The sequence below is a fragment of the Brevibacillus sp. IT-7CA2 genome (genome assembly GCF_949767855.1).
In the GTDB taxonomy this organism is placed as follows: domain Bacteria; phylum Bacillota; class Bacilli; order Brevibacillales; family Brevibacillaceae; genus Brevibacillus.
The window spans coordinates 169,303-185,629 of sequence record NZ_CATKQT010000011.1; the positions used below are offsets into that span (position 1 = coordinate 169,303).

A 16,327-nucleotide genomic window follows, 5' to 3' on the forward strand; every position below is an offset into this window, starting at 1 on the left:
TCATCACCATCTATCATTGAATTTTTTCACCCAGCAGTTGGGAAAGATGATCTAATTCCTCAATGGACAGCTCATCGTATGTGAAATCTGTTGGGCTTTGCTCGACTGACTCTTTCGATAAGCAGTGCGTAATGATTTCTACGATCTTTTCTCGGTAGGCATCCACGAGGCGCTGAATGGTTCCTTCTTCAAACTCTTCACGATGATACGTAAAAGTAAGTGTCAGCTTGCGATTCACCACCATTCCATTCACATCAAGCGCAAAGGATCGAATGGAGGTCGGACTGATTTCTCGGCCCGGTGAAAGGGAGGAAGTCGTCATGCTCCCTGATTCCAAGTCTGTATCGAACTGGCCCAAGTAGTTAAAACTGATCTCAGGCTTTACTTGGAAAGTTAACGGAACATCGGTTTGTCTCGCAGACAGATACTGTAAAATGCTGTATCCAATACCTTTGTTCGGCACGCGTCGCAGGTTGTCTTTCACCATTTTGATCTGGTAGCCAAGCGATTCCGATCGGCTCATATCCAGTACGAATGGATACTGGGCAGTAAACCATCCGACGGTGCGTGAAATATCGATGCCCTTCACGATCTCTTCTCTGCCATGTCCCTCCAGATTGACGAGCACATGATCTATCCCCGCCCACTCTTTTACCGTCAAGCCCAACGCCGTAAGCAACAAATCATTCACTTCCGTGTTATAAGCCTGGTGGCTCTGCTTCAGCAGCTTTTCTGTGTAGGCTTCATCAAGCTCGATGGTGACATCTGTTGTATCTTGCATAAGCGGTGCTTCAATCGTTTCTGCCTTTGCCAGAGGAGAGAATGGCATTTCCTCGACCTGCTTCCAATATCCGATTTCCTGTTGAATCTCGCTTCCCCGCGAATATTTTTGCAATTCTTCTGACCATGTTTGATAGGAATCGGTTTTCGTAGGCAAAGCAGGCTCTTCTTTCTGCAGCAAGGAGGCATACACCGTATGGAAATCTTCTAGAAGAACCCGCCATGAGACACCATCGACAACGAGATGATGAATCACGATTAACAAGTGATCTCCTGCTTCTGTTCGGAAAAGACCGAGATTTACCAACGCAGTATCCGTCAGATCGATCCCTTCCTGTATGAGCTGCGCTGCTTGCTCTATCTCCACTACGCTTTGAGCCGGGAACTCTCTGATCATAATAGGGACCTGGCACTCGTCTAGTTCCCGATGTTCCTGCACAATGTCTGACTCGTTCAATTGGAATTTCATTCGCAAAGCATCATGATGTTCAATCAGCTTCATAAATGCTTGTTGAACCAGCTCTGGATCAAAGCCAGCTTCACTGAACAACATGACAGATTGATTGTAATGATGCGGGTTCTGATGGTTTTGTTCAAAGAAGTTCATCTGGATCGGAGTCAATGCTACTGCTCCCATTACAGGCCCTTGATCAATTTGTCTGGTCAGCGTCTGGAGATATCTTGCTGCACTGCGAATACGTGGGTTTTGGAACAAGTCTTTCAATCGGAGCTCATACCCATGATTCCTCAATCTCGCTATCATCTGAAGAGCTTTAATAGAGTCTCCCCCAAGCTCAAAGAAGTTGTGGGTCACACTTACTTGCGCAAGCCCCAGCACATCCTTCCAGATGGAGACCATGATCTGCTCCTGTTCATCGGACGGCTCGACGATGTGTTCCTCCACCAAGAGGGAGCGATCAGGAAGAGGGAGCTTTTTCCGATCCACTTTTCCAACAGCGGTAATCGGCATAGCGTCTAGTCGAACGAAGAAAGACGGGATCATGTAATCGGGCAAATCTTTAGCGAGCAGGTCTCTCCACTCGTCAGCCGCAAGCTCATGCTCTGTCACAATATACGCGCATAAGTACTTGCTCCCATTTTCTTCTTCTCTAGCGATAACGATTGCTTCTTTTACCTGTTCCAGCGAAAGCAGCTTGCTTTCAATTTCCCCTGGCTCGATTCGATATCCCCTGATTTTAATCTGGAAATCCCTTCTGCCCAGGAAATGGATGTTTCCATCCGGTAAATAGACAGCCAAATCCCCTGTCTTATACATTTTTTCATAGCCGGGTTCCGCGTATGGATTATCAACAAAGCTCTGTCCCGTTAGCTCCTCGTTATGCAAATAACCTAATCCAAGCGGCATGCCTGAGATGTAAATTTCTCCAGGGACACCTATCGGCACTCGCTTTCCGTACGCATCGAGTAGAAGGATTTTCGTGTTGAATATCGGTTTTCCAATCGGGATGCGATCTTCCTCTCCCGTAATTTGATAGGCAATGCATCCGATACTTGCTTCTGTCGGGCCATACAAATTCGTCGGTGATACATACTGGAATATTTTCAGGAATTTGGAAACTGTGGACGGAACGATTTCCTCGCCGCCGATAATGATCTTTTTGAGCGATTGTAATTTGCCCTGCAGTTCGAGATTTTCAGCTAACTGATTTACGATCACATTAAAGACAGATGGGACGAAATCAGTTAAGGTAATTTGTTCGTCTTCTATGATTCCTGCCATGTAATCAGCCGAGACAGTCATCCCTGTAGTAGGCAATACCGTTTTTCCGCCATTGGTCAGCGGCCAGAAGAATTGCCAAATGGCACTGTCGTATACATGGTTGGTGGTCTGAAGGACAGATTGCGCTGCGTCCAGTCCAAAGTAATCATCCATCCAGAGGAAACGGTTGACGATCCCTCTATGCGGTACGACGACTCCTTTTGGTTTGCCTGTTGAACCAGAAGTAAAAATGACATAGATGGGGTCTTCCAGCGATACGGACAGATTCAGATTTTCGGCTTCCGTTGTCAGGTGCCCCAGATCAATCGCGACCAAATTCGCTCCCAAATCCGTTTCCGTAAAGGAATGGTCAGATTCTACGTATACGAACTCGCTACCCAGCTCGGCAATAACAGACTGGAGTCGATCGACAGGCCACTGAATGTCCAGTGGTGAAAACGCTGCTCCCGTCTTCATTACACCCAATAACGATACGACCAATTCCAGACTTCTTTCCATAAGCACAGGTACATACTTGCCTTTTCCTATACCGCGTTTCAGCAGATCAGAAGCGACTGCATTGGCTTTCTCGTTCAATTGTTGGTAAGTGATTGTCGAGCCTTGATAGGAAACGGCGATTCGATTTGGATAAAGTCTGGCTGATTCCTCGATGGCAACATGGATCGGTTGTACCACAGGATACTCCCGCTTCGTATCATTACTGAGCTTCTCCAAAAACTGCACTTCTTCCGGAGACATGAGGTCAATCTCGCCCACAAGAATATCCATGTTCGCAGCTACCTGCCGCAGTACATTGGTAAAATGGCTGATAAAACGCTCCATCGTTTCATGCTTAAATAGACCGGTGCTATATTCGCACTCCACAAAAAAGCTTTCATTTCTCGTCTCGACATTCATGACGATGTCTAACTTGGATATTTTCGTTTGGAACGGATAAAGACTGACCTCTACCCTATTCCAGTCAAATGCTGTATCTGCCACATTGTCATAGGAAAACATGGTGTCAAACAACGGATTCCTGCTTGGGTCACGTCGAACTTGAAGCTTTTCTACCAGGTCTTCCAATGGATAATCCTGATGTTCAAACGCCAGTAGTGACTTCTCACTTAGCTCTTGGACAAACTCGCGGAACGTTTTGGAGCCTGCTGGATAATTTCGCAGTGCAAGCGTATTTACAAACATCCCCACTACATTTTGAACATCGTTGTGGTTACGTCCTGCCACTGGAGTCCCTACGACAATGTCCTCTTGCCCGGTATATTTGGACAGCAAAACGTTGTACGCCGCCAATAGAATCGAAAAGACCGTTACGTTTGCTTCTTTCGCCAAGTCGTGCAATCTGCTGGATACATCCGCCTCAATCTCGCTTTCGACCGTACCCCCTTCAAAGCTTTGAAACTGCGGTCGCTGATAGTCCGTAGGCAGATTCATGACAGGTAGTTCCCCGCTGAATTCATCTATCCAGAACTTCTCCTGCCTATGCGACTGGCCCGTCGTCTTGATCTGTTTCAACCAAGCCGAATAATCCTTGTACTGAATGGTAAGTGGATCTGGAGTTCGTCCGTTATACAGTTGATTCAACTCATCAATCACAATGCTCACCGATGTTCCATCAGCTATGATGTGGTGCATGTCGATCAGGAGCAAATGCTTGTCCTCAACCAGTTTGACCAGCTTGACTCGCAATAATGGTGCCTGGCTCAGTTCGAATGGTTGAATGAACGTCCGTATGAGATTTTCTATACTCTCAGGACTGTCCTCTGCGCGAGCCTGATCGATGGCAAAACGGACAGAGTCATGGACAAATTGTTTAGGCTCACCATTTACGTAGTCGAAGGACGTACGGAACGCCTCATGCCTTTGGATGAGAGACTGGAATGCGTTTTCCAATGCCGCAGAATCCAGCTGCCCGGAAAGAACCAGAGCGCCTGCCATGTTATAGGCCACACTCTCTTCATCGAGTGATTGAACCGTAAAAATCCTTTTTTGCGAAGGAGAGAGCTCATAATTCTCTTGTTTTCCAACCGCCTGAATCAAAGGCTTTTCGGTCTGTGTCGATTCAGAAATGACGTGGGCAAAACTTCTGACGGTAGGATTTTGGAAAACGGCTCGCAGCGGGATTTCTACCTGCCACTCCTTGTTCACTTTGGCAAGAAGAATGGCGGCATGCAGCGAATGTCCACCGATTTCAAAGAATCGATCCAGAGCGCCGACTCGTTCGATCCCCAATACCTCTTGCCATATTCCTGCAAGTTTTCTTTCATTTTCCGTCGCAGGCTCTACGTATTCCTCAGAAACCAACTTAGAAAGATCCGGTTCAGGCAAAGCATTACGATCGATTTTGCCGTTTGGCGTCACAGGCAACTCTTCCAATTGAAAGATAAAGGTTGGCACCATGAACTCAGGCAGGGAATCCGCTAAAAACCCCTTGATTTCGGACGTACTTACTGCCTCATCCATCGTGTAATACGCGCACAATACAACGGATTCATCTCCCCTTGTCTTCGGGAGCACAATGGCATTGCGAACCTTTTCATGCCGTAACAGTTGATTTTCGACTTCGCCCAGCTCCACACGGAATCCACGAATCTTCAATTGGTAGTCCGAACGACCAACAAACTCCATATTTCCATCTGCCATCCAGCGCACAATATCGCCGGTCTTATACATGGTCTCGCCAGGACGGAAAGGATTTTGGATGAAGCGCTCACGGGTTAATTCCTCTCGGTTCAAATAACCCCGCGCAACACCTGCTCCCCCGATATATAGTTCTCCGTACACGCCCACCGGCTGTGGCCGCAATTGGGAATCCAACACATAAAATTCTGTGTTTTGCAGTGGCTTTCCGATCGGAACATTTCCGGTTGTCATTTCGGTATCGCCAGCCATTTCGAAGTAACTGGAATCAATAGCAGCCTCCGTAACACCATAGCTATTGATGATTTTGATCTGCCCGAAACGCTCGACCAAGCGGACAAACGCTTCACTTTGGCATGTATCCGAACCAAGAATGAGCAGTTTCAGATGAGTGAGCGGCAATCCATTTTGATAAATGTACTCCATAAATGGAAGAACAAGAGCAGGTGTCGATTCAAACAAGGAAATTTCATACCGGGTCAACCACTGATATAGAGCCGGAAGATCAATCCTTACATCACCTGGACAAATCACCAAATGTCCACCATGCAACAGGGCCCTGCACAAATCCCCTGCAAACACGTCAAAAGAGAAACTCGCCATCTGCAAGAGATTCACATTCATCTGTTCTAGTTCGTACTCATAGCGCCATGTATTGGCTACACTCACCAGATTGCCATGCTCGATCATGACCCCTTTGGGTTTGCCAGTAGTGCCGGATGTATAGATGATATAAGCGAGATCACTCGGTCCGGAGATGGCGTCGAGATTGGACGAGTCCTCCATGTAACTGTCCTCTGCGTCCAGATCGATAATGGCGCCGCTGAAGTCTAGTCCGCTCTGTCCATTTTGATTGACCAGCATGACCGTTGCCTGACTGTCTTCCAGCATGAACGAAATGCGGTCTTTCGGATACTGGGGATCAATCGGAACATAGGCTCCACCCGCCTTCATGACAGCCAGAACAGCGACGACCATGTTAATCGAGCGTTCTGCCAAAATCGCAACGGAGCTATTTGGTTTTACACCCTGATCACGCAGCGTTCGGGCCAGACGGTTTGCTTTTGCATTGAGTTCTTGATAGCTGATCTGCTCTTCCCCGTAAGAAACAGCGACTTGCGCTGCATGGCGTATTGCTTCTGCCTCAAACCATTCATAAAACGTTGGATAGAGAGGAGCGGGTATTTGCTTTCTCGCTTGATTAAAGTCGGCAACAACCTGCTTGACGTCCTCGCTGGACAAGTACTCCAAATCAGCTAGGCAACTCTCATTAGACTGCAGAATGGAGTGAAGAATCTTGGCAAAGTGATTAGCCATTCGCTCAACCGTATCGCGTTTAAACAGATGAGTGCTGTAATCAAATTGGCAAGTGAGCGTTGTCCCATCGTCATGGACATCAAGACTGAGATCAAAGAGGGACACATCTTTTGGATATTCATACGTCGTGACGTTGAAATCAACTGAGGCCACGTCGTCAAAGGATTCATAATGGTAATCAAACATGGTATCAAATAAAGGATTGCGGCTCAAATCTTTGTTTAATTGAAGAGCATCAACCAGTTTTTCAAACGGGTACTCCTGATTTTCAAAGGCACGTATGGCTTGATTTTTCACTTCTTTCAGGAAATCCGTAAAGGTCTTGCTTCCTGTCGGATAGTTTCGGATGGCCAACGTATTTACAAACATGCCCATCATTCGTTCCAAATCAGGGTGTTGTCTTCCCGCCACAGCAGAACCGACAATCAGCTCTTCCTGCCCCGTGTATCGATAAAGCAGTACATTGTAAGCAGCAAGCAATACCATGTACAAGGTCGTGTCAGTTTCCCTAGCCAATTGGAGTAACTGCTTCCTGACTTCCTCACCGATCCCCATCGTCAAACGGTCACCTTCAAAGGATTGAACCGGCGGTCTTTGGTAATCAATGGGAAGCTTCAATACCGGAAGTTCTCCTTGGCTAAATTGCTCAAGCCAGTACTCCTTTTGAGCCAAGAGCTGTTCTGTCTGCTCCCTCTCTTGCTCCCATGCCACGAAATCTTTATACGTCACGCCGAGCTCAGGCAGGGATTCTCCTCTATACGTATGGAGCAGCTCACGGATAAACAGTGATACCGAATAGCCGTCCGAAATAATGTGATGCATGTCCACAGCCACAATGAAGCGTTTGGCTGACACTTGGAAGATTTTCGCCCGAATAAGCGGTGCTTTGCTGAGATCAAATGGCTGGATAAAGGTGCGAATCGCCTCATTTACATCCTCTTCAGCCAATTGTTCGACCTCAATATCCAATGGCAGATCGTCATGTAAAACTTGCACGACTTCATTATCTTTGATCACAAAGTTGGTTCGGAAAGACTCGTGCCTTTGTACAACCTGTTGCAAAGAGTGAATCAAACGATCAAGTTCCAGTTCCCCATCCAATTGTAAGTAGCCAGATAGGTTATAGGCAGTTCCTCCATCCAGACCTTGGAGGATGTACATTCTTTTCTGCGCCGAAGAAGACTTATAGTATGGCTGCAACTCGCATGAGCGAATGGGAGTAAAAGCTTGATGCTTTGAAGAGTCTACATATTTGGCTAATTCACGTATCGTCTGCGATTGAAAAATTTGATGCAAAGGAATTTGCACATGGCATTCCTTGTAGATTCTGCTGAGCATGACAGTCGCTAGTAAGGAGTTCCCGCCTTGTTCAAAAAAATTATCATCCAGATACATCGGGGAGCTTCCCAAGATTTCTTGCCAAATGACCCTGATGGTCTCTTCGGTCACCGTTCCAGCCGGCTCTACTTCTCTGACTCTCGTGCTTCTTTGCCCTGCAATCCGATCGGATGAATGGATAATATGGATTTCTCCATTTCCTAGCGAAACAGCAGTTTTCGTTGTTCGCTGCCACTGAGACGGGGCTACATGCTCGAATCCCCCATCAGCCATATACACCTGTCCGACCGCACCCACAGGGGCCAATTGCTGATACTGATCCAGGACATAGAGGGAAGCTCGTCCTACTCGATCATCTGGCACATCCTGCAATAATTCTGTCCATTCTGTTGCATATTTGCCCAGGTTGCCACTGGATTCGCGTATCACTCTTTCCATCTCGTTGGGCTGTAAAAGCGATAGTGCATGAATTTTTTCCTGATCGTCTTCTGCAATACGATGCAAAAGATTGGCAAAGTAGACGCCCCACTGGCGAAGAACCTCTGTGGTTACTACCCCGCTTCGTGCATCCACATCAACCACAAGCTCTCCGCCCACTTCTGTCACGTTTACAAAAAGATCGTACTTGCTGTAAATGATCCGATTGGGCAACAGCGTAGCCTTCATTTGAGCGAAAGTCAGGTTGTGAAGCGGTCGATCCATATTGAACAACACAGAGAGCTCTGGCAAGTTCTGATGCGGCAAATTCTCAGCTAATGCTGCAAAGGAGTAGGCTTGATGCTTTTCCATCTCCGCAACCGCCTGTTTCACTCGGGACAAATAATCCGCAGCCGTATCATTGCCGTCAATCTCCGTGCAAACCGGCAACAGATTGACGCAGTTTCCTATCAAGGACATTTTGCCGATATGAGATTGACCCGCAGTAGGAATCGCAACAACCATTTTTCTATTTCCAAGAATACGATGAAGGAAGAGGTTAAAAGAAGCCAGTAAGGTAATAAACAAACTGTTCTTGTTTTGAATGCTTCTTTTTCTTGCCTTCCTTGTGATGCTGCTGTCGATCTTGAAAGTAATTCGCTCACCTGTAAAAGATGGTTTTCCCGTTTCTCGTTGCTCTAAAGGAAAAACGAGCTTGGGGATTGGATCTGCGAATTTCTCGTTCCAGTACGTGAGCGCGTCCTGAAACGCTGGATTCTGCATCTGATCTTCTTGCCAGTTTCGGTAAGTAGAAAACGGTGTAGAAGGCTCGAGCGATATTGGTCGTTTCTGTGTAAGGGCCGAGTAGATATCATCCAGCTCTTTTATAAAAACAGCCATGGACCACCCATCCGCAATCATGTGATGGAAGGTGTAGGAAGTCAGGAATTTGGCGGTAGCCAGCTTGATGACACTTACTCGATACAGGGGGTCCTCAGAAGACAGTTCAAATGGCGTGCCTGTTTGTTCATCCAACAGCTGATTCCTTTTTTCTTCCTGTTCCTCAGACGAAAGGTGGCTCAAATCCACGAATCGAACACGTATGTCCCTCTTGGGCAGTACCACCTGATACTCTCCGTTGGAATCAATGATGGTTCGCAACGCTTCATGGCGATCCACCATGGCTTGGACAGCCTGCTCAAACACAGTAATATCAAGCTCACCTTCTACCTGAAGGGAAATAGTCTCGTTAAAAGCTGCAGATGCTTCCACGCGATATTTGACTGCAAACCACATTTGTTTCTGTTCAGGGCTAAGAGGAAGCTTTAGTTGTTCCCCCACACTTTCCACAAGCGTTGCCTCTGGCTTTTGCCCATCCCGTCTCGTAAAGTTTGTCATTTCGACGACTTGATTTTGTTTCCGTCCACCATTCGGAGAAGTTGGGGGTGGCTCCGGCAAAAAACCTCCTCGCCTCAGATCATCAATACTTTCCTTCACCGCATGGATCAGTCTCTCGATATCCTCATCGGAATGGGCAGTGGAAAGGAAGCAATTTCTGCCCTCCCATATATAAATGCCCTTGCTGATCAGGTGATAGAAGAACAATTCGATATCGGTAAACGATACGAAGCGGAACAAAGAACCGCAATTGATCATCTGGATTGGAATCTGCTCGTTCTTAAAATACGCGTTAAGTGTTTCTACCAAGTAGAGTGTCTTTTGAGTTAACGCTTCCTGAAGCTTCGGCCCCTGCTCCTTCAAATATTCCAGCGTAGCGATCGCAGCATGCATCGTCAGTGGATGCGTGCAAAACGTTCCGCCCACAAACGTCTTTTTCTCGGCATTTACCGGGTAAGAATGATCCCCAAAATTCCAGGTTCCCCCGTCTACTGCATCCATGAAAGCAGCTTTACCGGCTACAACACCGATCGGCATGCCACCACCCGGAACTTTCCCATACGTAACGAGGTCTGCTTCTATTCCATACCACGCCTGTGCGCCACCCTGATGTATGCGGAATCCCGTAATGATCTCGTCAAAAATAAGGGCAGTGCCTGATTGGCTTGTAATCTCTCTGACTTCCTTCAAGAATTCCACTGGCTGCAGATCTGGACGTCGGCTTTGAACAGGCTCAACTAATACTGCGGCCAGTTCATGGGCATGTTTTTTGATCAGCTCGATTGATTTTGGATGGTTGTAGTTTAAGACCAGGACGTCATCCACCGTATGCTGGGTAATACCTGGTGCCATTGGTATGGCCTTCCCGTCCTGGGACTCAGGATCAGCAACAGTCAGAACCCCGTCAAATGTACCGTGATAGGAGCCGGAGAATAATGCGATTTTCGAACGGCCTGTAACAGCTCTGGCCAAGCGCAGTGCCACCATTACTGCCTCTGTCCCCGAATTGTAAAAGGCGACACGCTCTACTCCGGTTAACTCGCTGATTAATTCTGCTACCCTTCCAGCTACATCCGACATAGGACCCAGCGGAGGCAGATCAGATTGAATCTGCTCCTCCAGCTTTTTCATGATAAAAGCGGGATTATGACCGAGCAGGTTTACACCGAAACCCATCGTCAGATCGACATATTCATTCCCATCCAGATCCCACATTTTTGAACCAGCTGATGCTTGTGTAATGATCGGATAGACCATTTCCTTCCAATACGAACGGAATCCAGACACATTGCGATTGTTGGCATGAACAAATCGGTGCTCTTGCGTATACTTCTTGGAGTGCTTTGTCTTTTCCGTATAGCTTTGAATGAATGCGTTTAGATACTCTCTTTGTGTCGGTGTAAAATTGCCTTGTTCACCGATCATCAGTGGCTGATACGGTATAAATGGCTTCTGGCGTTCCTCTTCATTCCCCTTGACGGGTGATTTTACTTCGGGTTTCTTGCTCTCGGGAGCAACAGGCGCATATTCAGCTTGTTGCTTTGGTACAAAGCTTTGTTCTTGATTCAATAGCTCCAATTGTTTTTGTAACAGCGTAGCCATTTGGTTTTGGTGTTCAGACAAGAGCGAAATCTGCTTTTCGATAATAGTTTCAACCGCCCCTGTGCTTCTCGAGACTGCCATTTTCATGTTTTGTTCTCTTGGCTCTGACTGTTGAATATGCTGAACGTCATTCTGTTCCACAACTACGTTTGCTTTCGGTTGCTCGATTGCCATCCATTCCATTTGTTTGGCAGAAGCCACAGCTGGGCTACTGGATAGCTCCAGAGCGATGTGCGCTGCTAGCTTATCAACGCTGGTAATGGTTTCAAACAACTCTTGGGCCGGAATGACCACTCCAAACTTTTCCTGAATTTCACGATTGATTTGTACGAGCATAATAGAATCCAAGCCTAGCTCTAGAAAATGAAGGGATGGATCTATTTCTTCTACAGCAAAACCTGAAGCATGATGAACCAACTCTTTCAGAACTTTTGCGATTGGCGCAGTTCCTATCTCTGACACTGTAGCACCTCTGTTTCCGCTAATAGTATTCATCTGTTCTGGAATGATGCTGATCACATCATCTGTAATCCAAGAGCGATGCTGATCGAAAGGATAAACCGGCAATGGCATCTTTCTTCTCTTTTTGCCATCTCTGTAGAACACATCCCATTCAACCGTAGCTCCCTGTACATACAAATCGCATAATGTCGTTGCATACGAATACTTCATCTCAGTACTCGCCGTGTGGTACTTTTCCTGCACATCCCGAGCGGATTGACTCAACAGATGAACGGTTTCTTCAGGAACGCGCTTTTTACCATGTGAGTAAACAAAAACATCTCGGTCATTTTCAAGCCGAACCGCCAATCGGTCGAGCTTTTGTTCGAAATCACTGCGACTATGCAAAATGAGTGCAATCCGATAGGGAAGCGTTTCTCTTCCGGTATTTGCCGTATAGCACAAATCAGACAGAGAAAGCGGGCCACTGGAAGAAAGAAACTCCCGATATTTTTGAATCAGACGTTGAAGGGCTGACTCGGATTTAGTCGATAAGGTAAACACTTGCACCTCATCTGAGACTGTCATCTCCATTTCATTAACCGGCACATACTCTTCCAAGATAACGTGGCTATTGGTCCCGCTAAACCCAAACGAGCTAACCCCACATCTCCTCGGATGTCCATCTGTTTCCCATTTTTCCAGTCTGTTTTGCACATAGACTGGCGACTTTTCAAATGCGAAATTCCGATTCGGTTTCTGGAAATGGACGAGGGCAGGCAGCTCTTTGTGCTTTAACTGCAAAGCAGCCTTAATCAAGCCAGCGATTCCTGCTGCTTCATATAAATGTCCAATATTCGCTTTGACAGTGCCGATTCCACAAAACTGTTTCTTCTGTGTATATTGTCGGAATGCTCTCTGAATTCCATCCAGCTCAACGGGGTCCCCTAGCTTTGTACCCGTTCCATGTGCCTCTATATAGCTAATCGTTTCAGGGTCGACTTGCGCATCCTCCCAAGCGTCTGTGATCAATTCTGCCTGGGCCTGTGAGTTCGGTGCGGTAATCCCGACTGTAACACCGTCTTGATTAACAGCGCTTCCCTTAATCACGGCATAGATGTGATCCCCGTCCTCGCTGGCTTTTTCCAAAGGTTTTAACAGAACAGAAGCTACACCTTCACCCCAACCCGTTCCATCAGATAGATCGTCAAACGCCCTTGAACGGTTGTCAGAGGATTCCATTCCAATTCCAGCCTTCAGCGCCAGCAGGATGGTTTTGACTCCCCCTGCCAATGCCATCTCACAATCACCGTTTTGGATTGCCTTGCACGCCATATGAACTGCAACCAAGGAAGAAGAGCAGGCTGTATCCACGGTGACAGCAGGGCCGCGCAAATCAAGCAAGTGTGAAATGCGGCTTGCAATAATGGAAGGAAGGTTGCCTACTGCATAAGAGGGCAAATCCTTGGGACTTACCACTGACAAAAGGCGTTCGTAATCGTATCCCAACTTGGAGAAGCCGACATACACCCCTACTTTTTCCCCTGAAAGCTTGTGCCCGCCATAGCCAGCATCCTCTAGCGTATTCCAAGCATTTTCAAGGAACAGCCTTTGGTTGGGGTCCATTAGCTTCGCTTCTTTCGGGGTGATCGAGAAGAACGAATAGTCAAACTTATCGATCTCCTCTAAATAACCACCCTCCACAAGGTTAGGATTGCCCTGTTCACCTCTTACCAGCGATACATATTGTTCTGTGTCCTTTCGTCTCTGTCCATGAAGCTCATGAATGCAATCCTTTCCTCCCCGGATGTTTTGCCAAAATTGATCCACATCCTGAGCCTGCGGGAACTTACAAGAAATCCCGATAATAGCGATATCCTTTTGTTTCTGTTCGCTCGCATCTGTCTCTTTTATGCGATCAGTCGCTTGATCGTCGTGGAAGAGACTGCGAGAAAGCTTGGAAATCGTCGGATAGGCAAACAAATCTGTTACCGCCAACGTAATCCCCATCTCTTCTTCTATCCGCCCTGCTAACTGGGTCAACTGCATAGAGGACACGCCTACATCAAAATAACTGTCGTTTGGTCCCAATCTATCTGATTGAAGCACTTCGCGGCAAATGGCAAGCAATTGTTTTTCTAATTCTTCGCGCAAGTGAGGGGATTTATCGGTTCTTTCCTCTTCTACCTGTTCGGTAATTCGTCGTTGCATTTCCTCGGAAACATCGTGAAATGCTCCAGACTGATACTCCCTAGCTACTCTATATCGTTCGACTTTTCCACTCGTTGTTTTGGGGATACGCTGAATCGGCAAGACCTCACTTATTCTCCATCCGGTTCGCTCGTTCAAATGCATTTTCACTTTCTTAGATAGCGCAATGAACTCGTCTACACTTTTCCGATGAAGGACAAACACAAGAATATCCTCTTCTTTGCTTTTCTCGTTGAATACCCCGCAGGCAACGACCTTCCCAAGCTCGACTCCTTCGACTTCTTCAGCAATCCGCTCAATATCATGCGGATAAACGTTTTGACCATTCACGAAGATGATGTCTTTCGCACGCCCCGTGATGACAAGACGTTCCTTTCGCATAAAACCCAGATCCCCTGTTCTGAGCCATCCATCAGACGTCATTACATTTGCGGTGGCAGCAGGGTTGTTGTAGTATCCAGCGGTTACATTCTTCCCTCTAATCTGGATATGACCAACAGTATCGCTTGGTAGCTCTTGATCCTCGTCATCACATATTCTTACCTCGCAAAAATCAATGGGGTAACCCACTTCTACCAGTGTGAGAGCTTCTGGATTTGTTTGATCTGTCATCTTGATTGGCTTTCCTACCTGGATAAACCTACGATCCAGAGAAAGCGTTGTAAAATGCAGGTTCTGATCCGGAATTGTTACTCCCACAGAGGCTTCAGCCAATCCATAGCACGGGAGCATGCTCGTTTTCTTCAAACCATAAGGGCTCATCTGATCTAAAAACTGATGGATCAATTCTGAAGCAATGGGTTCTGCTCCATTTAAAATCGTGCGAAGCGTAGACAAATCCCACTCTTCTGCCACTTCCGGTTTAAACCTGGACAACACATATTTATATCCAAAGTTCGGAGAAGAAGAAATCGTCGCCTTGTGCTCGCTTACTTTCTTCAGCCATAGCGTAGGCCGCCTGATAAATAGTGAGGTATGAATAAAATAATGCTGAACTCCTGCATACAACGGGGATAAATGGAATCCGATCATCCCCATGTCATGAGTTAGGGGCATCCAGCTTAGGAATGAGTCAGACTCAATCGTTCCAAGTCTGTTATTAATCGCACGCACATTATGGACAAGGTTTTCATGCGTCAGGGTAACCCCTTTCGGATCTCCTGTAGACCCAGATGAAAATTGAATAAAGGCCACATGATCAGCAGAAGGATAATAGATTGTGCCCTTCTCTTCTTTTTTCCCGGTCTCATCAAGCAGGAAGGACTTCGACCTCAATGATTCCAATTCCGTCAGGTAGTTGTGTTTACTAAAGAAATCCTCCAGTCGTTTCCAGACGCTGTCCGTCGTAATCAGATAGGGATTGATTAATGTCTGCCAAACCTTTAACAGCTTAAGACGATGCTCTTCGTTATCCCCTACAGAGATAGGAACAGCAATCATTCCACCGAGTAAGCATCCCCAAAAAAGGCAGACAAAAGTTCGGAGATTACTATCCTCAATTTGAAAAACGACCTCATCACCAGGCTTGATTCCGTGTTTTTGGAGGACAAATAAATAACAGAGGGCTTCTTCATACAATTCTTTATAGGAAACAAACACCTCATTCTGGTCTCCCAAAATGAAGGTAACGCCTTTATGGTCCTCGTTCTTCCACAATTCCAGCGCTTCTACTAATGTCTGAACAAAATGCAAAGCGTTGTTCCTCCCTTGTCCCGTGTTTGATAGTTCTAGCACTTGCCTGGTGAGCATAACCACTCCAAATGCTCCCTCTTGCTCCCCACGTGTATACAAGAGAAGTGAATTTCCCCAAGCCGTGACTCGTTGTATGAATCGCCTGTCTCCCGCTTGCTTTTCCGGGTAGCAGATAGGCTGGTACCCGGAAGAAGCAAACAGTAATTTCATTCTGAATATTAGGAACCTTTACTCGGAAACCTTATCGCCACTGACCCGGAAGAAAAAATTTAGCCAATTCTTTTTCTTTCCGCACTTTGGAATGTAACGACCAGGTATATGCTACTTACTTTCATTCCCTTTTCTTGATTTTTCTTGAAGTATTAAGCAGTAAGAAACCATCGCCATAATGAGATGGGTGATTCTTACCTTTTTCCAGGAATGAATGTATCGATCAATGATTTTTTTAAAATGGCTGGTTCTTTTGTCTTTTCTAGGAGTGGAATAAGGGCGACAATTAGAGTAACGGTCACATTGCAGCGAGTATGGCAGGGGAAATTGGTCATTGATTTGCAAATATTCACGTGGGCTAATATGATGGTAAACAATAAGAATATGAGTGAGTTGGGAATATTTTACTATCCCAAATATTAGAAGACAAGCCTTTAATTATTAATTTTTGCAATTTATTTAAATAATATTCATTACAATATTACTCTGAACTTATCTTGACCCACAGCAAAAAGGCTTTCACCCGCTCTTTGTAATGAGAGG

Annotated in this window: 1 protein-coding gene; it reads right to left on the minus strand. The window is 46.3% G+C overall.

Annotated elements, in window-relative coordinates:
* Positions 1-13: 13 nt before the first annotated feature.
* Entirely contained in the window at positions 14-15,784 is a 15,771-nt protein-coding gene (locus ACM6JA_RS07215; RefSeq protein WP_414851772.1) for an amino acid adenylation domain-containing protein, read from the minus strand.
* Between the last annotated feature and the right edge of the window lie 543 nt (positions 15,785-16,327).